Origin of the sequence: Alteraquisediminimonas sediminicola, from assembly GCF_019740335.1 — a bacterium.
Taxonomy (GTDB): domain Bacteria; phylum Pseudomonadota; class Alphaproteobacteria; order Sphingomonadales; family Sphingomonadaceae; genus Alteraquisediminimonas; species Alteraquisediminimonas sediminicola.
The window spans coordinates 1,198,917-1,219,215 of sequence record NZ_JAHXZS010000001.1 but is presented as its reverse complement, the minus strand read 5'-3'; the positions used below and the strand labels follow the sequence as shown (position 1 = coordinate 1,219,215).

At 56.4% G+C, this 20,299-nt stretch carries 19 protein-coding genes and 2 pseudogenes; 10 read left to right on the top strand and 11 right to left on the bottom strand.

The window, feature by feature from the left end:
- Positions 1 to 521 precede the first annotated feature (521 nt).
- Positions 522 to 4,142, top strand: a pseudogene (locus K6117_RS14585) (autotransporter domain-containing protein); the annotation flags it as partial.
- Between the two features lie 81 nt (positions 4,143 to 4,223).
- Positions 4,224 to 4,658, top strand: a pseudogene (locus K6117_RS14620) (OmpA family protein); the annotation flags it as partial.
- 256 nt (positions 4,659 to 4,914) lie between these two features.
- Here K6117_RS14620 and K6117_RS06045 read toward each other — a convergent pair.
- The gene (locus K6117_RS06045) at positions 4,915 to 5,703 is read right to left on the bottom strand and encodes a response regulator (protein ID WP_221792771.1); all 789 of its coding nucleotides are present in this window, start codon (positions 5,701 to 5,703) and stop codon (positions 4,915 to 4,917) included.
- Positions 5,704 to 5,943: 240 nt separating this feature from the next.
- Between K6117_RS06045 and K6117_RS06040 the strand changes: the two genes are divergently transcribed.
- From K6117_RS06040 to K6117_RS06030, 3 genes are read left to right on the top strand one after another with little or no spacing between them, the layout of a single operon-like run.
- Positions 5,944 to 6,123 (top strand): hypothetical protein, encoded by a 180-nt coding sequence (locus K6117_RS06040; RefSeq protein ID WP_221792770.1) that lies wholly within the window; start codon positions 5,944 to 5,946, stop codon positions 6,121 to 6,123.
- The gene (locus K6117_RS06035) at positions 6,123 to 6,680 is read left to right on the top strand and encodes a sigma-70 family RNA polymerase sigma factor (protein WP_221792769.1); all 558 of its coding nucleotides are present in this window, start codon (positions 6,123 to 6,125) and stop codon (positions 6,678 to 6,680) included. Before K6117_RS06040 ends, K6117_RS06035 begins: the two co-directional genes overlap by 1 nt.
- Before the next feature lie 2 nt (positions 6,681 to 6,682).
- Complete coding sequence (locus K6117_RS06030) at positions 6,683 to 7,468, top strand: sensor histidine kinase (protein ID WP_246604906.1); 786 nt, start codon at positions 6,683 to 6,685, stop codon at positions 7,466 to 7,468.
- A gap of 99 nt (positions 7,469 to 7,567) precedes the next feature.
- Here K6117_RS06030 and K6117_RS06025 read toward each other — a convergent pair whose 3' ends face one another.
- A complete protein-coding gene (locus tag K6117_RS06025) occupies positions 7,568 to 8,578 on the bottom strand; it encodes a glycine zipper 2TM domain-containing protein (protein ID WP_221792767.1) in 1,011 nt (336 codons plus the stop codon).
- A gap of 31 nt (positions 8,579 to 8,609) precedes the next feature.
- Entirely contained in the window at positions 8,610 to 12,284 is a 3,675-nt protein-coding gene (locus K6117_RS06020) for a chemotaxis protein CheB (protein ID WP_221792766.1), read from the bottom strand.
- Positions 12,285 to 12,607: 323 nt separating this feature from the next.
- Between K6117_RS06020 and K6117_RS06015 the strand changes: the two genes are divergently transcribed.
- Positions 12,608 to 12,973 (top strand): response regulator, encoded by a 366-nt coding sequence (locus K6117_RS06015; RefSeq protein ID WP_221792765.1) that lies wholly within the window; start codon positions 12,608 to 12,610, stop codon positions 12,971 to 12,973.
- 83 nt (positions 12,974 to 13,056) lie between these two features.
- Here K6117_RS06015 and K6117_RS06010 read toward each other — a convergent pair whose 3' ends face one another.
- From K6117_RS06010 to K6117_RS05975, 8 genes are all read right to left on the bottom strand, one after another.
- Positions 13,057 to 13,575: a glycine zipper 2TM domain-containing protein gene (locus tag K6117_RS06010; RefSeq protein ID WP_221792764.1), complete on the bottom strand. Its 519-nt coding sequence runs from the start codon at positions 13,573 to 13,575 to the stop codon at positions 13,057 to 13,059.
- 138 nt (positions 13,576 to 13,713) lie between these two features.
- Positions 13,714 to 14,043, bottom strand: coding sequence for a hypothetical protein (locus tag K6117_RS06005; RefSeq protein ID WP_221792763.1), 330 nt, complete (start codon positions 14,041 to 14,043; stop codon positions 13,714 to 13,716).
- A 120-nt stretch (positions 14,044 to 14,163) separates the two neighbouring features.
- Positions 14,164 to 14,763 (bottom strand): superoxide dismutase, encoded by a 600-nt coding sequence (locus K6117_RS06000; RefSeq protein ID WP_246604826.1) that lies wholly within the window; start codon positions 14,761 to 14,763, stop codon positions 14,164 to 14,166.
- Between the two features lie 36 nt (positions 14,764 to 14,799).
- Positions 14,800 to 14,982: a CsbD family protein gene (locus tag K6117_RS05995; protein WP_221792762.1), complete on the bottom strand. Its 183-nt coding sequence runs from the start codon at positions 14,980 to 14,982 to the stop codon at positions 14,800 to 14,802.
- Between the two features lie 94 nt (positions 14,983 to 15,076).
- Positions 15,077 to 15,241: a DUF3309 family protein gene (locus K6117_RS05990; RefSeq protein WP_221792761.1), complete on the bottom strand. Its 165-nt coding sequence runs from the start codon at positions 15,239 to 15,241 to the stop codon at positions 15,077 to 15,079.
- 49 nt (positions 15,242 to 15,290) lie between these two features.
- Positions 15,291 to 15,482: a Thivi_2564 family membrane protein gene (locus K6117_RS05985; RefSeq protein WP_221792760.1), complete on the bottom strand. Its 192-nt coding sequence runs from the start codon at positions 15,480 to 15,482 to the stop codon at positions 15,291 to 15,293.
- Between the two features lie 285 nt (positions 15,483 to 15,767).
- A complete protein-coding gene (locus K6117_RS14615) occupies positions 15,768 to 15,995 on the bottom strand; it encodes an entericidin A/B family lipoprotein (RefSeq protein WP_425514682.1) in 228 nt (75 codons plus the stop codon).
- The gene (locus K6117_RS05975; protein WP_221792759.1) at positions 15,992 to 16,237 is read right to left on the bottom strand and encodes a hypothetical protein; all 246 of its coding nucleotides are present in this window, start codon (positions 16,235 to 16,237) and stop codon (positions 15,992 to 15,994) included. The genes K6117_RS14615 and K6117_RS05975 overlap by 4 nt, the downstream gene beginning before the upstream one ends.
- Before the next feature lie 499 nt (positions 16,238 to 16,736).
- Between K6117_RS05975 and K6117_RS05970 the strand changes: the two genes are divergently transcribed.
- The 4 genes from K6117_RS05970 (at position 16,737) to K6117_RS05955 (ending at position 20,294) form a co-directional block, all read left to right on the top strand.
- Positions 16,737 to 18,113 carry an aromatic ring-hydroxylating oxygenase subunit alpha gene (locus K6117_RS05970; RefSeq protein WP_221792758.1) on the top strand — a complete coding sequence of 459 codons (1,377 nt, stop codon included), beginning with the start codon at positions 16,737 to 16,739 and terminating at the stop codon, positions 18,111 to 18,113.
- Positions 18,114 to 18,208: 95 nt separating this feature from the next.
- On the top strand, positions 18,209 to 18,376 hold the full coding sequence (locus K6117_RS14425; protein ID WP_246604825.1) for an SDR family oxidoreductase: 168 nt from the start codon (positions 18,209 to 18,211) through the stop codon (positions 18,374 to 18,376).
- 41 nt (positions 18,377 to 18,417) lie between these two features.
- Entirely contained in the window at positions 18,418 to 19,437 is a 1,020-nt protein-coding gene (locus tag K6117_RS05960) for an NAD(P)H-dependent flavin oxidoreductase (RefSeq protein WP_221792757.1), read from the top strand.
- 2 nt (positions 19,438 to 19,439) lie between these two features.
- Positions 19,440 to 20,294, top strand: a complete 855-nt coding sequence (locus K6117_RS05955) for a helix-turn-helix transcriptional regulator (protein ID WP_246604904.1) — start codon at positions 19,440 to 19,442, stop codon at positions 20,292 to 20,294.
- Positions 20,295 to 20,299 lie beyond the last annotated feature (5 nt).

The following is a 20,299-nucleotide window of genomic DNA, read 5'->3' as shown; positions in this document are numbered from 1 at the left end:
GGAGCAGCCCGGTAGCTCGTCAGGCTCATAACCTGAAGGTCGTAGGTTCAAATCCTACTCCCGCAACCAAATCACACACAACACACTCACACAAACGCCACCCTCGGGTGGCTTTTTGGCGTTTAGGCCACCCGCTACGTGAAGGGGGAATGCTAGAGTGCGGTGTAGATCAAGCACCAAATAACATGCCTGAAATTACTGTTGCAGCCAGTCTGATTTAGCAGATCAGATGGGAAAATGGTTGTTGGGTGATCAAGATTGGTGCCCATAACGCTTCACCGGCAACTTTGTTCCATATGCTGAATTTCATATCTGAAAAAATTTACAGCTTATGCAGATATTGAGTTTTTAAGCGGCCTAATGGAACAATAATGTATTACTATTGTTTCCCCATGCAGTGAGCATAAATTAATATACCCAGTTCATTAATTAGACTGGGTGGTGTGAACTTATGTTCTCCGGCGTTTGTTTTGTACATTTTGATAATCAAAGAAAATGTCATCTTCATGTGATTATCTTGCATGAAATATATAAAACACGAAGTGGGGAATTTAACCGTGATAAATCAAACTCGTTTGCGTCTGCTGGCGGCAGGCGTATCTATGATCGCATTGGGGGCCGTGGCGCCTTTGGTCGCGCAGACAGTGCCGGGCGTATCGCAAATCACCAATTTGCCCACTGTCAATGCCACCTATACCATTGACCTTCTCACTGCCCTGAATTCGGGAGTTACCGATGTCGCTGCGGCGCCGGTTGCGTCTGCGCTTGTCATTGACTCGACGTCCGGTGCTGTATCGCAAATCGGCATAGCCACGCTCGATACTGCCAATATCACCCTGATCAACAATGATGTGACGAATATTTCCGCCATTGCTGATGCGCTGAACCTTGCGGGTGCTGCGGATGCCACGGCGGACGTCAATTTTGGTGTCGAACAGGTGGTGACCGCACCTGATGTCGCCACGGCCAATCTTATCAACAACAACAGCCTGAACATCGTTGCGGATGCGGCTTCAGACGCTTCGACCACTGCAACTTCGACGGCAGATGTCCTCGGCCTCACGCAGACCGCCACCGGCACTGCGATCGGGTCCGATGCGGTAGTGTCACTGGTGAACAATGCGGCGGGCGTGATTGCTGTATCGGCTGATGCGTTGGCGATAGGCGATGACAGCATTGCCGATGCCTCTGCACTTGGCGCGGTGCAATCATCTGTTGGCGATACGGCGCTTTCCAGCCTTACTAATGATGGCGACTTTACCCTCGATGCCAATGCCACGGCGGATGGCATTACCAGTGCAGAGGCATCGTCAGGTGTGACGGGTATTTTGCAGTTCGCCAACGGGCTTGATGCGACAGTAGCGCTGCTGAACAGTGATATCGGCGTGTTTGGCATGTCCTCCACTGCGTCGTCGACGGGTGATACCAGCCAAGCTGATGCCTCTGCACTTGGCGTGGTGCAATCAACTGGTGGCAATACGGCGCTTTCCAGCCTTACTAATGATGGCGACTTTACTGTCGATGCTAACGCCACAGCGGACGGCATTACCAGTGCAGATGCATCGTCAGGTGTGACGGGTATTTTGCAGTTCTCCAACGGACTTGATGCGACAATAGCGCTGCTGAACAGTGAGACCGGCGTGTTTGGCGTGTCCTCCACTGCGTCGTCGACAGGTGATACCAGCCTCGCTGATGCCTCTGCACTCGGCGCGGACCAATCATCCGCGGGTGATATAGCGCTTTCGTCCCTCATGAATGACGGGGTCTATACCGTCGATGCCACTGCCACAGCGACTGGCATCATCAGTGCAGATGCATTGTCAGAAGCAACCGGCATTTCGCAGTTCGCAAGCGGACCCGATGCGACAGTGTCGCTGGTAAACAATGCAAGCGGCGTGTTTGGCGTATCTGCCGATGCGCTGGCAACGGGTGATGGCAGCATCGCCAATGCGTCAGCCCTCGGCGCGACACAATCATCGGCTGGCTTGTCCACCTTCACCAATAATGGTGTGTTTACGGTCGATGTCATTGCCAATGCGAATGGCGTGGCGAACGGCGCCGCCACTGCAGATGCCACCGGTCTTGAAGTGACGGGTGGCCCTGTTGATCTGGCTGTGACCAACACCGAGACTTTTGACGTTACGTCGAATGCCGCGGCGACCGGGACAGTGAGCAATAGTGCTGATGCATCTGCAACTGGCATGCGCTTTACCGCGTCGGACAATGTCTTGAGCGGTAGTGTCATCAATGACGGCTTGATCAATGTCGACGCAACTGCCGTGACTGGTCTCGTCACCTCGGCGGATGCTGTCGGGATCGAGATGGTATCCGACGTCAACAATCTGACCCTGACCAATGCCGGCACGATTAGCGCCACGGCCATTACCAATGGCGGCTTAGCGACGGCAACGGGCCTAGTTGTCCGTAATGACGGTGTTGTAGTGTTGCCGCCGGTTTTGACCGACAGCTTCACCCTGAACAACATTGGCGGCAGCTTTATCGCGCGTCAGAGTGTTGATGGTGGGTTGAACTTCACACGCGGCATGGCGATCGACACCAGTGACGCGCCTCATCCGGCGGTGATCAATTTGCAGGGTGCAGGTTCGATCTATGGCAATGTCGATATATCGGCAGATGATGTGATCACTGTCTCGGCGGGCGAAACCCGGCTGGATGGTATCGTCAATCCGCTTGGGGAGCTTGAGGGTGCGTTGACAATCGCCAATGGCGGCACACTCTATCTGGTCGATCAGCCTTACGCCAATCCGTCTTATGACGGGGCAGCCGGTGTCAATGTCGATACCTTCAACGTCGTGCCGGGTGGCACGCTTGCCCTTCAATTGGCAACTAGCCCGGTCCCTGCAACGGCGCAGCTTGAATATCCGATGGTCGTCGCCAATACGGCAAATCTTGCTGGCACACTCATGGTACGTCCCACCAGCGTGAATGGCCTGTATGGCAACAGCTATAGCTATGACAATGTGATCAACGCCGATACGCGGGTCGGTACATTCAGCAATGTCGTAACCAGCACGGGCACGCTATTGCTGCGCGCCAATGCTGTTTATGATGCCGATAACAATGTCGATCTGAACCTGACCCGTGTCGCCTTTGGCGGTGTGGCCGGCCTGACCCGCAATGAAACAGCGGTCGGTAATGGGATCGAAGGCACCTATAATAGCGGCTTGACCGGCCCTTATGGCACGTTGCTCGGCAATCTGTTCACACAGAATGCCGCCAATTATCCGGGGGCGCTCGATCAACTGTCCGGCGCGCAATATGCTGGCTATGTGCAGGGTCTGCGGAATTACAGCATGCAGACCAACATTTTGGTATCCGATCAGATCGATTGCGCCATCAGCGTGCGCGGCATGGATCAATGTCGTGACCCTGAATCCCGTGTCCGGCTTTGGGGCTTGGGCGGTTATAATGATGTGAAGGTCGATACCGACATCAATGCACCGGGCTATAAGTCGAAGAACTGGTTCGCCCTTTTGGGGGTCGATTACACCACTGGCAACTTCACCTTTGGTGGCTTTGGTGGCTATCGCAAAACCAAGATGGCGTTCGATCGTTACAATGGTCATATCAAGGCTGATGGTTGGCAGCTTGGTCTGCTCGCCGCTTATGACATCGGTAGCGCGTATTTGCGCGGTGTCGGCAGCTATTCGGACCTTGGCGGCCACAGCCGTCGCGATCTGTCCATTGGCACCACAAGCGGCATGATCAGTGGCAAGCCTGATGCCCGTCTGTGGTCCTTCTATGGTGAAGGTGGCGCGCGTATCGGTCTTGGTGGTTCATGGCTGACGCCTTTTGTCGGGGTGGATTACACGACGGTCAAGCTCAAGAGCTTCACTGAAACAGGCGTGCCGGGTGCAAATCTCGCATTTCGGAGCCAAAGCGACAACCAGACGGCATTGCTGGCTGGTGTGAAATGGGCCGCCAATTTCGGCGGGCTGATCCCGGAAGCCAAGGTCGCCTATCGTCATGACTTCGGCAGCCGCGTTTATGGTGTCGATGCATCCTTTGCCGATGCGCCTGTTGGCACCAACTTCCGGATCTACTCACCGGAAACCAAGCGTGGTTCCATCGTTGCAGGCCTGAGCCTTGCTGCCGCCGTATCCGATCAATTGACCGGACGCATCGGATATCAGGGTCGGTTTAACAGCGACGTCAAGGATCATGCCTTCTACGGTAGCCTGACCCTTGCCTTGGGTGCTTCAGCGCCTGCAGCCCCACCGCCGCCGCCACCTGCGCCGCCGATGTCGATTGCACCGCCGCCGCCCCCGCCGCCAGCCGTGGTTGAATGCCAGTCCGGTCCGTATATTGTGTTCTTCGACTTCGATCGGAGCGATATCACGCCGGAAGCCGCATCCATCCTTGACAATGCGTTGGTCAATTATGGTAATTGCGGCAAGGCAACGGTCGTATTGGCCGGTCACGCGGACAAGTCAGGCTCGAATGAATATAATCAGGCATTGTCCGAGCGACGTAACAGCGCAGTGCGCGGTTACATCACCTCGCGCGGCGTGCCGGATGGCGTGATTTCGACCCAAGCCTATGGTGAAACCCGACCGCTGGTCGATACCGCTGATGGCGTCAAGGAACCGCAGAACCGACGCGTGGAAATCCAGTACGGACCGGGTTCGGGTAATTAAGCCACCCACCCATCCAGTTGGGCCAGTAGAAAGAAGGGAGCCGGCAGCAATGCCGGCTTCTTTTTGTCTGGCGCAGATCGGCTGGCCGGGCGTTGATGTTCGAATGGATGAGTCGAAGGGGCGAGATGCCTGATCAATGTGGCCACGGGGCCTGTCCGCAACTTGATGGCCCAGATATGAAACGACCTTGAGATGCGCCTGTCGGGCAGCTCAAGGTCAAAGGATATTCGAGACGGATATCCGTTGGTGCAGGGTGCTATTCTGGTCGATTAGTTTCCACCACTGCAGGCATCGCGCGCTGTTCGCGATGATAGAGCAATGCCTGGCCGATGGTCGCGGTCACCATTTCCGGTTCAAACGGCTTGGTGATCAAATAGGTTGGTTCAGGCCGTTCGCCGGTCAATAACCGTTCGGGAAAGGCGGTGATGAATATCACGGGGACGTCAATCACGGCGAGAATATCCACCACCGCATCGATGCCGCTCGACTCATCCGCAAGCCGAATATCCGCCAGCACCAGTTCGGGCGCATGGCTTGCCGCGAGTTCGGTGGCTTCATCACGAGTGCGGGCAATGCCTGTCACGTGATGGCCAAGGTCTTCGACGATGGATTTGATGTGCAGTGCGATGATCGATTCATCCTCGATGATCATCACTTGTGCTTGCATTGCGGTGCTGATCACCTCTCGGGCGGACGCGATTTCGTCCTTCACTTGCTGGATCGGGCAATGCAGGATTTTGGCGGTATCTTGCAGGCTGAACCCTTCCACAGCAGTGAGCAGCAAAGCCTGGCGCGTATGTACCGGCAGGCTGGCGACAATGCCATCATCACGACTGACCGACGACATGCCACGCCATAATTTATGAAATATACGATAGAGCTCGCGTCGCGCGGGTTTGTCATTTTCAAATTCTTGCGGTGCCGCCAGCAGCGCCTCCAGCGTTTCTCGCACCGCTGTATCACCTAAAGATTGCGATCCGGTCAAAGCACGCGCATATCTGCGCAGATAGGGGAGTTCAGGTCCCAATGCAGCTTTCAAAGACATATTCATTCCTTGCAGGCACGCTGCGCGCCCGAGAGCATCGTGCGGAAAAGTGAGAACCAGTTTTCCGCATCAAACAATGCGGCAACAAGCAAATAAAGCGCGCGACATGTACCAACGTTAACGCAGTACACTCTAGGCCTTATACTCAATACCGATGAAACGGTTTTTTGTTCCCGTTGATGGAACATTTTTCGATTTCACCGATTTTCCTGTCAGGACATCCCGATACAGCAGGATTCAATGGTACCTACGGACAAGAAAAAAGGAAAAGAAATGCATTATGTCGATGCCGACTTCGATCCGGTTTCGGCAGCGCTGACGCAATTGCATCAAGCGGTCGTGAACGAACCGGTACCTGAGGATTTTCTTCGGATACTGGACGATATCGACGCCAAAATAGCGGCCAAGAAGGGCCACTGATGAGTGATGAACCGCCCCTTGCAGATATTGCGCGCGCTATCGACGCCGATGAGGCTTTCAGGAACGACCTCGTCGCCCTGATTCCTTCACTGCGCGCCTTTGCGCGGGGGCTGTGCGGACAAAGGGATCTGGCGGACGATCTGGCGCAAGAGGCGATGATCCGCGCATGGGCAGCACGTAGCAGCTATGCCCAAGGGTCCAATTTTCGCGCATGGATGTTCATGATACTGCGCAATCAATTCTATACCACGATCCGCAAAAATGCCCGGATGACTTCGCTTGATCCGGAGGTGGCGGCCCGTATTCTGGTCACGGCCCCTGCGCAACAGGACGGCATCCATATGGAGGATGTGATCAAGGCCCTGCAAAAATTACCTGTGGAACAGCGCGAGGTGCTGCTGCTGGTTGGCGCGAATGGCGCCTCTTATGAAGAGGCGGCCGAAATCATGGGTTGCGCCATCGGGACCGTGAAAAGCCGGATGGCGCGTGGCCGCAAGGCGCTGGCCGAACTGATTAACGGCCCGGCGGGGGACGCACTTTTTATCAAGGCGGCGTGACGATGGATCGCTGGTGCATCGCGCTCCGGTCAAAGATCGCACAGATCCGGGCGGGCAAATATGCACCCGATCCCCAGATGTTCGCCGATGCGCCGCCGGAAGTGGCGCTGCTGGGCGAAGATCTTGCGGAACTCGCGCATGTGATCAAAGTGCGTGAGGAAGCACATCATGCGCTGACGCTGGAGGTGCATCATCGCGTCAAGAACAACATGCAGATCGTCACCAGCCTGCTCAACCTGCAGGCGCGGCAAATCAAGGAACCGGTTGCGCGTCAGGCACTTGAACAGGCGCAGGCGCGGATGAATGCGCTGGCGCTGGTCCACCGCCTGTTGTTCGAGCATCGGGACGATAATAATCAGGGCAGGATTGATATTGCCATGTTGCTGACGGCGCTTTGCGCCCAGCTACGCATTGCCCAACGTCACAAGACTTATGTGCAATTGAGGTGCGACGTTCGGCACCAATTGCTGCCCAATGCCAGTCTGGTGCCACTGGCGCTGTTTGTGGTGGAGGTCGTGACCAATGCCTATCGCCATGCTTGTCCGGAAGGGCGTGATTATACGATTGCGCTTACTGCCGATAACGGCCTGTTGCGGATTACGGACGATGGCACCGGCTTTGATGTGTCGAGCGAATTCGATTCCATGGGGCGTCAATTGATTGTCGCATTGGCGCAGCAGCTGGATGGCGTGCTGGATATCACGAGCCGAAAAGACATTGGGCAAAAAGACGCTAGCCAAGCGGATTCTGGCACCATTGTCACGCTGCACTATCCGGTCGCGCCCTAAAACGCGCTCGCCATCCCCGGCCAATTGCCGGGAATGGCGAGGGTAGGGAGCAGCCCGACAAAGGAGGCGGAAGGCGGGCTGCTCAGCCATCAGTTGGGCTTATGAACGATGGTCGATCCGCAGTCGGTCCATCAGGCGATCGAGGCGGACCTGCAACATGGCTTCATTCTGGGAAGACAGTTCGCCGCGACGATTGTGGCGCATCGACCGTTCGCGATTGCGGATGGAGCGTAGCTCGCCACGGGCGCGATTGAGTTCGCCACGGCTGAACGTCCGTTGTGCGTTGGGTGAACGGATATAGTCTTCAAGCCAGGCCACCTGCGCGAGGATTTCACGCGGGATCGTGCTGTAACCATTGCTCCTGTCCCGGCGCATGTCGCCCGACGTCGAGATCCAGCGGCCACGGCTGTCGTAATAGCCGCTCGTGGTGCCGGCATGCCAACGGCCATCGGTGTCGTAATAGCCGGGATGGGCATCGGCGATCCAATTGCCATTATTGTCGCGATGACCGCTCGGCGTGCCGGAAATCCAGCGCCCGCGTTCGTCATAATGGCCGGTGGTGACACCGCCGACCCAGCGCCCGCGTTCATCGTAATAGCCGCTGGCCGTGCCTGCGATCCATTGATCGTTGCGGTCGTAATAGCCATTGGCTGATGCGGGCACCCATTGGCCCTGCGCGGTATAATAGCCGTCTTCACCGCTCACGCCGCTATTGGGAATCCAGCGATTGCCTTCGCCATAATAGCCATTGGGCGCGCCATCGACCCAGCGGCCATCGCGATCATAATAGCCGCGTGCCTGTGATGACGAGACGCCGGTCGCGTGCCAGCGGTTGTTTTCGTCATAATAGCCATAAGCATGGCTGCAATCGCTGTCCGGCTTGGTAACCTGATTACCGATGACCCCGCCGCCGACAGCGCCGATAACCGTGCCGAGCGTCTTATCGCCCTGACCTGCGATGACATTGCCCAACACGCCACCAATGCCTGCACCGGCAACGGTGCCGACGACCCGGTTGGACCGCTGACGTTCGCAGCTGTCTTGTGCGATGGCGAGGGATGGGACGAGCGTCGCGACGGCAATGCTGGCCGCGAGAATGGATCTGCGCATGATATATGCTCCTGTCGCGGGCGGAAGCCCGCTACTTGGAGGAGATAACGTGGCTAGGCCGGGTTTGTTCCATCGCGGCTGATGGTGCCGGGGGTGTGGGTGGAAGCATGCGCTGGATCGCGCGCGACAACTCGGTCACATTGACGGGCTTGTTGAACTGGACGCAATTCTGTCGCTTCACCTCGCGCATCGTCGCGGCGGAAATATCGCCGGTAAGGATGATGATCGGGAGCTTGGCGCCCAATTGCGTGCGCAGCCGGGCCGCCAATTTGACGCCATTCAGATTGCCGGGCAGGTCATGATCGGTGAGTACAAGATCGGGCATCTCCCCACCCGCTGCCAATAATTTGAGCGCTACATCGCCATTGATGGCTAATAATACCCTATGGCCCTCCGTGCGCATCAGCATGTCGAGCAGGTCGCGCACCTCTGGCTCATCTTCGACGATCATGATCGTGCCACGGCGATGCGGCGGCGCGATCAACGGGTGCGCGTGCGGCGCTGGCTGGGTGACAATCTCGGTTTCCGGCAAATCAATCTCGACCGCGAAAGTCGATCCTTTGCCCGGCCTTGAACGCACATGTACCGGATGGCCAAGCAATTCGCCGAGCCGCTGCACGATCGAAAGGCCCAGCCCCAGACCACGGCTGCGTTCGCGGGCATTGTTTTCGATCTGGTGATATTCATCGAAAATTGCATGCATCTGGCTTTCTTCGATGCCGATCCCGGTATCGAGGACTTCGATGCTGACAGCGCCCGGTCGGCGGCGGCAACCCAGCAGTACCTTGCCGTGATTAGTGTATTTCAGGGCATTGGTGATCAGATTGCGCAGCATTTGTTCGAGCAGGCGATGGTCCGTGGCGATGATGATGCTGCACGGTACGACCCGCAGGGAAATCTTTTTGGCCTGTGCATGATAGCTGAATTCGTCGCGCAGGCAGTTGAGCAGGTCATCGACCGGAAAGATGCTGATTTCCGGCTGAATCATGCCGGATTCGATTTGGTTGATATCGAGCAACGCATTGAGCATGCCCGACATCGCCCCCAATGTTTCGCCCATGCGGGTCACCAGTCTGTGCGGCTTTTCTGCGCTGACTTCCTTGGCGAGCAGCCCTTGGAGCAAGGTTAACGTCTGCAACGGCTGGCGCAGATCATGGCTGGCCACGGCAAGGAAGCGCGATTTGGCGATGGTGGCGACTTCCGCGCCTTGCTGCGCCACCGCGAGCAATTTCGCCGCGCGCTTGCGGTCGGTGATGTCGGTGAAGGTGATGACAACGCCATCCACTTTGTCATTGTCGGTGCGGTACGGCATGATCCGCCGCCCGAAAAACACCCCGGCTGCCGTTTCGATTTCTCGGTCGATCGGTGTTTCCGTGTCCAGCACCGTGCGGGCATCGTCCAGCAATGCGGTATCCGCCGCCAGTGAATGCAGATCGGATAACGGGCGGCCAATATCGCCGGGGATGATGTTGAACAAGGATTTGGTCGCGGGGGTGAAGAAGCTGATATTAAGCGCCTTATCGAGAAACAAGGTCGCGACATCGGTACTGTACAGGATGTTTTGCAGGTCATTGGCGGTCGCGCGCTGGCGTTCCAGCGTTTCCTGCAACTGGGTGTTGAGCGCGGTCAGCTCTTCATTCAGCGACTGCAATTCTTCCTTTGAGGTGAGCAGTTCCTCATTGGTCGATTGGAACTCCTCATTGACCGATAGCGCCTCCTCATTGATCGCGCGCTGTTCTTCGCTCGACATTTCGAGGTTGTGAATGGCGCTTTGCAATTCCGCGCGCGTTGCTTCCAGTTCGCGCTCAAGGTCGGCAATCCGGGCGCTTTCCTGCGGGGAGGCGGCCGCACCTTTTTTGCGGGCTGGGGTTGGGGCATCGATGAAGCAGACCAGCAGCAATTCTTCGCCCTCATTCATCACCGAATGGATCACGATGTTGAATGGCATTGCGCCCAACCTGCCGCCGGTTGCGGTGAGGGGGGAGTTGTGGGGACCAGCCTCCTGAATGGCCGCACGCAGCCTGATCCGTAGCGGTGAGGGCGCCATGCTCAACAGATCATGGCTGGGATGGCCGGGGGCAATGCGCAAATAGCGATCGATCGGCCCGAGGCTGTACAGGCATTCCAGCTTGCGGTTGATCAGCGCGCCCGCCGGGACATGATGTTCTAGCATCAGCCGTTCGCTGAGTTGCGCTAGGCTTTTTTGCCGCATGACCGCTTGGGCTTGGCTGATCCGGGGCGGTGTGCGTAACGCCTCGCCGCCGCCAATGGGAAATTCAATATCGCCGGAACGTGGCCGCCCGATGTGGCGATAGATCCGTTCAGCCTTGGCAATGGGTTTGAAATGGCTTTCTGCCGCGCCGATATTTTCGGCATTGCCGAGCAATAATATCCCCCCGTCGCGCAACGCAAAGTTGAACAGCGAGATGACCTTGTTTTGCGCTTCTGCCCCCAGATAAATCAGCAAATTGCGACAGGAAATCAGGTCCAGCCGTGAAAAGGGCGGGTCGCCAAGGACATCCTGCACGGTAAAAATCACATGTTTGCGAAGTTCCGGCGAAACCCGATAACCATGTTCTTCCCGGATGAAGAAATGTGCCAGCCGCTCTGGCGAGACCTCTGAGAAAATGCTGTGCGGATACAGTCCCTCGCGCGCGGTCGCGACGGCATCGGCATCAATGTCGGAGGCGAAGACCTGTACCCGGACGGGAAGGCCTGCGCCGACCATCGTTTCGTGCAGCAACATGGCGAGGGAATAAGCCTCTTCGCCAGTGCTGCATCCGGCGACCCAGACGCGTAGCGGCAGGTCCGGCAATTGTTGGGCGATCAGTTCGGGGATCACGGTTTTGCCGAGGGTGGCGAAGACCTCTGGATCACGAAAAAAACTGGTGACATTGATCAACAAGTCATTGGCCAGCAAATCGCGCTCTGCGGCGTTATGGCGCAACTTTTCGAGATAATTGACCATATTGCTGGGCTTGATCGACGATAAGGCGATCCGCCGTTCAATCCGCCGTCTGATCGTCCCCATTTTGTAGAGGCGGAAATCATGGCCGGTGGTGGTGCGGAGCAATTCGACAATCTCGGGCAGCCCTTCGGCAGGCGCTGCTGTGATCGGGCGCTGCTTGCCATGATTGATCAAGGCGGCGGGCATATTGGAGATCGGCAGGACAAGATCGACCGCGCCCGCCGCGATGGCGCTACGCGGCATGCCGTCATGCTCGGCCTCATCCGGGTCTTGCGCGATGACCAGACCTTGTTTGTCCTTGATCGCTTTCAGCCCGATGCTGCCATCTGCGCCTGTGCCGGACAGGATGATCCCGAAGGCGCTCGCGCCATATTGTTGCGCGAGCGATTTGAGCAGAAAGTCAAAGGGCAGCCGCGCGCCATGGCGGGCCAGCGGTTGCGTCAGATGCAGCGCCCCATTATCGGCGGCCAAATAGGTGCCGGGCGGAATGACGTAGAGATGGTCAGGTTCAATCGGCATCCCGTCGCTCACTTCCAGAACGCGCATTTTTGTATGCTTGGAGAGAAGTTCGACCATCAGGCTGGCATGGGTGGGGTCGAGATGCTGGACAAGGACAAAGGCCATGCCGCTATCGGCAGGCAGTACATCCAGCAGCCGGGTGCAGGCCTCCAGTCCACCCGCAGACGCACCAATGCCGACGACGGGAAAATGCGTTGGCGGAGGCGGAGGCGTTGGCATCAATGTCTTGTCCTTGCTGCAGTAATCCGATCGAGGGACGTAGCCAAAACTCATCGCAGGCGATGATCTGAGGACAATTGCATTAACAAATATTTATTATGAAAAGTCAAATTTCCGCTGGAACTTTTCCTATCTATTTTGATTTACAGAATAATATACCGTATTTATTTTTCTATATATTCAAAATATGGCGAGAAAAGAGTGAATATGTATTTACAACATTATTTTTCGTGCGTCGAATTAATGGAATATAAAATCGTTATTTGCCGTAATGTTACGCGATGTGCGCACTGATAAGGTACCAAATGGCCGGAGGCTGAAGCATGATTCCCTTGCGCATTCTGATCGCCGAGGACGAAGCGGTGATCGCCATGTTGATCGGTGAAGTATTGGCGGGCCTTGGGCATCATGTCTGCGCGACCGTATCGTCTGCGGATGAATTGGTGGCGGCGGCGCTGATGTATCAGCCTGAACTGATTATTGCCGATGCAGGTCTCCACGACAGCAGCGGCCTGATGGCGGTCGCGACCATTTTAAAGGTCGATGCGGTCCCCCATATTTTCATGAGCGGCAATGCTGCTGCGGTCCGGGCCTCGTGTCCCGATGCGATAGTGCTCGAAAAGCCGTTCGACGAGGCGGATCTGGAGCAGGCGATTGCCGCAGCGGTTGCCATGCTGAAATCACAATAAGCACATCTGTTACCAACATGCACAACAGGCCGCGCGCGGCATATCGCGCGCGCGGCCTGTCATTGGCAGCGATGGGCTTTTATTTACCGGCAGCGAACGCCATCACGACCGATCGAACGGCCAATCAGCGCGCCTGCGCCGCCGCCTAGAATCGTACCCAAGGTCTTGGACCCGTTGGGCGCAATCGCCTGTCCCAATAACCCGCCACCAATCGCGCCGATGATAAGGCCCGTGGTGCCGTCGCTGCGGCGGCAATAATATCGCGAATCCGATCCGCGGTAGATGCGGTCGCTATTCGACAGGCGGCGCGGTTGATAATAACGCCCATCGCGATAATAACGATCCGCCAGATATGCGCCGTAACGCGGGTCCACCCTGTTATAATCATAGCGCCGATATTGCTGCCATCCCAGATGGAGGCCATTATCCCGGTGCGCTTTTTTCGGTTTCTCATCTCCGCGTTGGCCGCGATTATCGGACCTGCGTTCTTCGACCTTTTGTTGGCCGTGACGTGACTGGCCCTGATGGTTCGGTTCGGCCATGGCGGATATGGCAGGAACGGCCATTGTTGCCAGCAAGGCGGTGATCAGTAATTTGCGCATGTTTGTCACCTGTGTCAGCAGGAACATTCGACCAGGCCATTTGGGCCGGATGTGCGTGCGGGGATAGTCCTCTGTAAATACGGACGAAAAAAGCGCGGGCGGTGTTGGCAATGCCCGCCCACGCCTTGTCCTTGTGGATTATTTCGCCTTGGCGGCCTTGGCCACGGCATCGGCGCGGTTTTCAAGCGCATCTGCCGATGAATCGATCTTGTCGCGCATTTCGTCAGCCTTTTTCTCGATATGTTCGGCGGTGTTGTCGCCAATCGCATCAATCTTTTGATTAAGTGCGTCTGCATTGTCTTCCATCTTGTCGGCAACGGCTTCGCCTTGATCGCGCACGGCATCGGCGGTCGCATCAAGGGTGGTGGCGACATTATCGGCGGCGGTCGGTTCGGACTTGTTGCAACCGGCGGCCATCATGCCGAGCAGGCTGATCGTAGCAATCAATGCCATGCGTTTTTGGTTCATCGTCATAAATCAAAGCCCTGTTTTGTGATGTGCCATTGAAAATCCTGCCTGGTGGCATTTTCGATTTTTCGTTTAGCGCTGGGGAGAGCCGACATCATCGTCGATTGTTCCGCGCGATTGTCAGCTGGCAGCGGCAAGATTGCTGTTGACGAAATCCCAGTCGATCAAATGGTCGAGAAAGACCTGCACATATTCCGCGCGGCGGTTGTGATAGTCGAGATAATAAGCATGTTCCCACAGGTCGCAGGCCAGCAAGGCCGTGCGGCCATGGGTGCGCGGCAGATCGGCATCTTGCGTCGTCATGATTTCCAATTTGCCCCCGGCCAAGGTCAGCCATAGCCAGCCCGAGCCGAAATGCTTGGCGGCGGTGCTGGCCCATGCCTCGTTGAATGCTGTGATTGTGCCGATATCGCGCTTGATCCGGTTCTTGATCTCGCCAATTGGCGGACCGCCACCATCGGGCTTCATCGATTTCCAGAAGAAATCATGGTTCCAGCATTGTGCGGCGTTGTTGAACACTGCCGTGCGGGCAGGGCGGGCGTGGCTGCGGCGGATCACCTCGTCAAGCGTGCTGCCGCCGGTGTCGGCGGTTTCCAGCAGTTCGTTCAATTTGTCGACATAGCCACGATGATGCTTGTCATAATGGAGCGCGAGCGTTTGCGCCGACATATGCGGCTCAAGCGCATCCCCCGCATAAGGCAGGTCTGCGAGTGTAAACAAGGCGAAGCTCCTGATGCGGGGGATGTGGTGGTGTGATTAGATCTTGTCGCCGAGTGCGCCCTTGACCGCGCCGGATAGCTTTTGCGCCTTGCCCTTGGCCTGTTGCTTGGCACCATCCACGATCATGTCGGTGCTTTCGGTCTTTTGTCCGGCAACGACCTTTGCCTTGCCGATGGCTTCGTTGACGATGCCTTTAGCCTTGTCGATGAATTCACCCATGATGACTTCTCCTATCGGCCGCATCTGCATGGCACGGCACCAGTTGGAAACACATCGCACTTGATTTGGTTCCAACCTGATGTCGCGCGGCGAATTAAAGGCGACCCGTCAACAGCAGGATGACGACGACAATCAAAATGATCCCGATGATGCCGACCCCGCCATGGCCATAGCCATAGCCATAGCCGCCAAAGCGGCCGCTGAATCCGCCCGCCAGAAAGATCACGAGGAGAATGAGAAGAATAAGTCCAATCGACATGGTGTTGCCCTTCGCTGCACTAAGCCCAAAACACATTGAAAAATGCGAATTAACGGCCGATATGAATGTCGCTCATCGCGATGACGAGGCCAAATGCCTGTAAAAGCCAGAAGATAACGGCAATAACGACAACGATGTTGAGAATATTTTTGATTTTCCCATCCATCGGGATGTAATTATTGACGGCCCAAAGCAGAATGCCGACGACGACCAACATGACTACTACATTGATAAGTGGCATGTGCGTTCTCCAAGGTGCGCGAGCGTGGTGAATGGCTCACTTGTGGAGCGTTAACCTTCGATCGTTGGAAAAGTTCCATCTTGCGGCCAAGCGGTGTTAAATGGATTGGATGCGGCTCATCTGCGCGATCAAATTGAGCGCGACAGGTTATGCCCTGCTATCATAAACATAATGAGCTGCACTGCTGTTTGCGGCGCAGCTCATTATCTTAATGTTATTAATGCATTGAAATTATGAAATAATATTACCGGATCATTGAAGTCATCAGAGGGGGGGCGGCTTCGACTATTCGGCTGCCTTGTCGATTGCTTTGCCTGCTGAGGTTACATCCTCGCCGACGCCTTCGACGGTGTTGCAAGCCGTTGCCGTGATGCCGACAATCCCAAGCATTAAAACGAGCGCCAATACCGAATATGTCCGCATGAAAACCTCCTGTGTTGATAATGAGGCTAATAATGCGTGAAACCTATGTTTGTTCCATTGGCTTGCTGTACGGTCGGTCCGGATTTTCATCCCGGCTGGCGATCCTGTTCTTCAATCTCCTCTTCAAGCCTGAACTCCAGCGCAATTGCGGCATCGGCCTTGCTGAGCTTGCCGCCCTCTTTAGTGCCTTGCGTCTCGATCGCATCGGCTTCCAACGCCCATGCTGCGGCGGCGATCAGTGCGATCTGTCGCACGTTATCAAGTGGTGCATCAGCGGCCAATTGCCGATGATAGGCCTCCTGCTGCCTGCACAAGGCTAAGGTGTTCAACATGGCGTGTCTCCTAAACCGGCTGTTCGACAAATTCTGCGGCGAGTACCCAGAATGTCCGCCGCATCGGCAGGTGACTATATTCTGCGGTGGAGGCTCTGCTGTGCGCGTTCATATCGTTGGCACGGCAAGCGGCAATAGTCTGCTCTCATCCCAGCTTGGTCAAGCTATACATGTGTGTCACGGGATCGGGAGGGTTCAAACCTTAGGTGCAGAAACCATGAGTATGTCAGTTTAGCAAATGATATTGAGCAGCAAATCAAGGTGGTTTCGAGCTCCCGCAACCAAATCACACAACACACTCACTCACACAGCCGCCCTCGGGCGGCTTTTCGCGTTTGGGGCTGCGTCAGTGCGTTCCCTAATCATTGGTCGCAAGCGTGGCTAGCGAGGACTGATCGCTCGGGTGGCATCTAGGGGGCTTGACAAAACATGAGTATATGTTCATGTTCATGTTATAGGGTGAAACGCCCAAAAGCTATTCTCGTGGAGGGGAGGCCGGATGAACGACATTCAGGCGCAGGTGCGCGCGCATTATCCCGACAATACTTGGCAGGATATTGCGCAGCGCGATGGGGAATTGCCGCCAGTGCTGGCGACGCAGTCTAACCCGCAACAGTCGACTGCCGACATTCCGTTTGACCGCTATACCAGCCGCGCGTTCTTTGAGCGCGAGATCGAGCATATGTGGAAGCGTGTCTGGCAATATGCCTGCCGCGATGAGCATCTGCCGGAAGTCGGAGATTATTATGTTTATGATCTCGCCCGCCTGTCGATCGTGATCGTCCGCACCGAAGAGGGGCTGAAGGGCTATTATAACAGCTGCCTCCATCGTGGCACCAAGCTGAAGCCATCGGGTGACAATGGCTGGTCGCCTTCGCTACGCTGTCCATATCATGCGTGGGAATGGAATCTCGACGGTTCGATCAAGAATATCCCGTGCGACTGGGAATTTGCCCATCTTGATCGCAAAAAAGCATGCCTGCCAGAAGTTCGGGTCGATAGCTGGAATGGCTTCGTCTTCATCAACTTTGCGAAAGAAGGCCCGTCGCTGCTTGAATATCTGGAAGTGCTGCCCGAGCATTTCAAGAATTGGGACCTGACCGGCTGGTACGTCCATGGTCATGTACGCAAACATCTGTCGTGCAACTGGAAGGTGGTGCAGGAGGCCTTTATGGAGGCGTATCACACGCCTTTCGTTCATCCCGAGATGACGCATGTGGTGGGCGATCACAACATGCAGCACGACATCTTTTCCGACCATATCAGCCGCGATCTGTGCGCCATGGCGGTGCCAAGCCCGACGTCCAACATGAAGATGACCGAGCAGGAAATGCTTGATTCGATGCTGGTCGGCGATGCCAAGATGGTCGGCGAACGGACCATTGTCCCGGAGGGCAAAAGCGCGCGCTGGGTGATGGCCGAGCAACTCAAGACGAAGATGCAGCAGGAATATGGCCTCGACTATAGCGACTTTTCGGTGCCCGAGATGATCGACTCGTTGAAGTATAACGTCTTCCCGAATGTGATCTTCTATCCCGCGCCGGGTCTTGCGCTCATTCAATTGTTCCGTCCCGACGGCCATGATCAGGATCGTGCGATCTTTGACATCTTTACGCTTCGGCCCAAGCCGACCGACGGCTCGGATTTCGATGTCGCCCAGCCAATCGATATTGTCGAGGGTGAAGGCTTTGCCAGCAAGGGTGGGATGGACCCGTTCCTTGGTGGCGTGCTTGATCAGGATACCGAGATCATGCGTTGGCAGCGCGAGGGCATGTATGCGAGCGGCAAGGGGGCGGAAACGCTATCTACCTATCAGGAATCGCGCATACGCCACGTCCATGACACACTCGATAAATATCTCGATGGCCGCAAATAATCTGGAACAGCGGGCGGCTTGAAGCCGCTCGCCCGTCCCAAAAATCATAAGATCACAAGATCAACGCATCAAAATAGCAATCGGAGGAGGGGGCAGTGGACCTTGAACTAAAGGGCAAGAAAGTCATCATCAACGCGGCGACGCGCGGGCTGGGTCGGCGCATTGCGGACGCGGTCCTTTATCTTGCCTCGGCCCGTGCCTCGTGGATCACGGCGGACAACCTCACCGTCGATGGCGGCTTTACGAAAAACGTGAAATATTGACGGATAAGCCGCGGTAATTCAGATTAACAAAAAGGAAGCCCATGGCCCGCACGTTCGATACTGCACTCACTCGTCTGCTCGGCATTCGTTACCCCATCGTGCAGGGTGGCATGCAATGGGTCGGTCGCGCTGAACTGGCCTCTGCCGTATCCAATGCGGGCGGGCTGGGCGTGCTGACAGCCCTGACCCAGCCTGATCCGGACGCGCTGACGGCGGAAATCGCGCGTTGTCGCCAGATGACCGACCAGCCGTTCGGGGTCAATCTGACGATGCTGCCGACCCGCACCCCGCCGCCTTATGAAGCCTATCTGGATGCGGCCATCGCCAGCAACGTCCGGGTGCTGGAAACGGCGGGTATGGTCCCGGCGGAGTTCTTTGCCAAGGCCAAGAATGCGGGCATGGTCATCCTCCATAAATGCACTGCCGTCCGCCATGCCTTGTCCGCTGAACGCAAGGGCGCAGACGTCATCAGCATCGACGGTTTCGAAGCCGCAGGCCATCCGGGCGAGGACGATGTGCCGGGGCTGGTGCTGATCCCGGCGGCGGTGCGCCAGCTCAAGATCCCGGTGATCGGTTCCGGCGGCTTTGGCAGTGGCGCAGGGCTGGCGGCGGCGCTGGCTTTGGGCGCAGCCGGGATCAACATGGGTACCCGATTTTGCGCGACGCAAGAGGCACCGATCCACCCCGATATCAAACAGGCGCTAGTCAATGCGACCGAGGTCGATACGAAGCTCATCTTCCGCACCCTGCGCAACACCGCCCGCGTGTTGAAGAACGAGGTATCGCAAGAGGTCGTCGCGATCGAACAGCGGCCAGATTCGACCTTTGCCGACATTGCGCATCTCGTTGCGGGCGCGCGCGGGCGGGCCGCATTGGAAACGGGCGATGTGAACGCAGGTCTGATCTGGGCCAGCCAGATCGTCAGCCTGATTGACGATATCCCGACCTGTGCCGAACTGCTTGAACGCATCGCGGACGACTGCGCGCATCGCCTCGAAGCCGCCATGGCGGCAATAGGCGTCGTCGGGGCGACTGCCCCGGCGCTGGCGGCACGGGCTTGACCATGGGCATGGCGCTAGCTGAGCCTGGGTTGGACGCATGGCATGTCAGCCTGCCCATGTTGAACCCCGACAATGTTGATGCGGTGCGGGTCCGTGACATCACAGATGTTCGACGCGCGGCTGAGGCGCTCCATCGCATCACCACGGACTTGAGCAATATGCGTGCCGCCCCGACACATGACATTGCGGATCGCTGCACGCCCATCGACGATCAGGGGAACGTGCTTGCGCTTGACGTTTTCGGGTGGCCCGACAGTATGCAAGCCTGGTGGAAGAGTTCAAACATCGCGCTCCATTCGCCAATTGTGAGCGCATGCCGGTACGAAAACGACGTGTTTTGGGTGAATGAAAAGGGCTTCCACACCCGGAGTCCCAATCACTATCTCGCGGCAATCGACCTCAGTCACTTTGAAATTCGAGCACGCACCTGCGCTGCAATTGTCGTGCCTGTGCATTTGCCCTTCGGCCAGATTGGCGCGGTAAGTTTTAATCCGATTGATGAATGCGAAACCGATCTTAGTCAGAAATATGAAGAATTTGGCGATGCCTTCTTCGTATTGGGTCGCACATTTGTGGCGAGCTATGTGAATGCAATCGGTAATCGGCTACGTCTTCCGGCGGGCGCATCTCTTACAAAGCGCGAGATTGAATGCTTGCGATGGGTAGCTATCGGAAAGACGGATGCGGAGATCGGACTAATTATCTCACGCAGTCGAGCCACTGTACGATTTCACGTACATAATGCCTCACTTAAACTAGATGCCGTGAACCGAAGTCAAACAGTATTTAAGGCTGGCCAACTCGGTTATTTATCGGTAACCCCTTTTAGTAATTTGTATAGTAGTTGCGTTAGATAAAACGA

Bases quoted from the DNA above. Each gene is read 5' to 3' on its own strand.
- K6117_RS06045 (WP_221792771.1), bottom strand. From the start codon at position 5,703: ATGTCTTTGAAAGCTGCATTGGGACCTGAACTCCCCTATCTGCGCAGA.
- K6117_RS06040 (WP_221792770.1), top strand. From the start codon at position 5,944: ATGGTACCTACGGACAAGAAAAAAGGAAAAGAAATGCATTATGTCGAT.
- K6117_RS06035 (WP_221792769.1), top strand. From the start codon at position 6,123: ATGAGTGATGAACCGCCCCTTGCAGATATTGCGCGCGCTATCGACGCC.
- K6117_RS06030 (WP_246604906.1), top strand. From the start codon at position 6,683: ATGGATCGCTGGTGCATCGCGCTCCGGTCAAAGATCGCACAGATCCGG.
- K6117_RS06025 (WP_221792767.1), bottom strand. From the start codon at position 8,578: ATGCGCAGATCCATTCTCGCGGCCAGCATTGCCGTCGCGACGCTCGTC.
- K6117_RS06020 (WP_221792766.1), bottom strand. From the start codon at position 12,284: ATGCCAACGCCTCCGCCTCCGCCAACGCATTTTCCCGTCGTCGGCATT.
- K6117_RS06015 (WP_221792765.1), top strand. From the start codon at position 12,608: ATGATTCCCTTGCGCATTCTGATCGCCGAGGACGAAGCGGTGATCGCC.
- K6117_RS06010 (WP_221792764.1), bottom strand. From the start codon at position 13,575: ATGCGCAAATTACTGATCACCGCCTTGCTGGCAACAATGGCCGTTCCT.
- K6117_RS06005 (WP_221792763.1), bottom strand. From the start codon at position 14,043: ATGAACCAAAAACGCATGGCATTGATTGCTACGATCAGCCTGCTCGGC.
- K6117_RS05995 (WP_221792762.1), bottom strand. From the start codon at position 14,982: ATGGGTGAATTCATCGACAAGGCTAAAGGCATCGTCAACGAAGCCATC.
- K6117_RS05990 (WP_221792761.1), bottom strand. From the start codon at position 15,241: ATGTCGATTGGACTTATTCTTCTCATTCTCCTCGTGATCTTTCTGGCG.
- K6117_RS05985 (WP_221792760.1), bottom strand. From the start codon at position 15,482: ATGCCACTTATCAATGTAGTAGTCATGTTGGTCGTCGTCGGCATTCTG.
- K6117_RS14615 (WP_425514682.1), bottom strand. From the start codon at position 15,995: ATGAAAATCCGGACCGACCGTACAGCAAGCCAATGGAACAAACATAGG.
- K6117_RS05975 (WP_221792759.1), bottom strand. From the start codon at position 16,237: ATGTTGAACACCTTAGCCTTGTGCAGGCAGCAGGAGGCCTATCATCGG.
- K6117_RS05970 (WP_221792758.1), top strand. From the start codon at position 16,737: ATGAACGACATTCAGGCGCAGGTGCGCGCGCATTATCCCGACAATACT.
- K6117_RS05960 (WP_221792757.1), top strand. From the start codon at position 18,418: ATGGCCCGCACGTTCGATACTGCACTCACTCGTCTGCTCGGCATTCGT.
- K6117_RS05955 (WP_246604904.1), top strand. From the start codon at position 19,440: ATGGGCATGGCGCTAGCTGAGCCTGGGTTGGACGCATGGCATGTCAGC.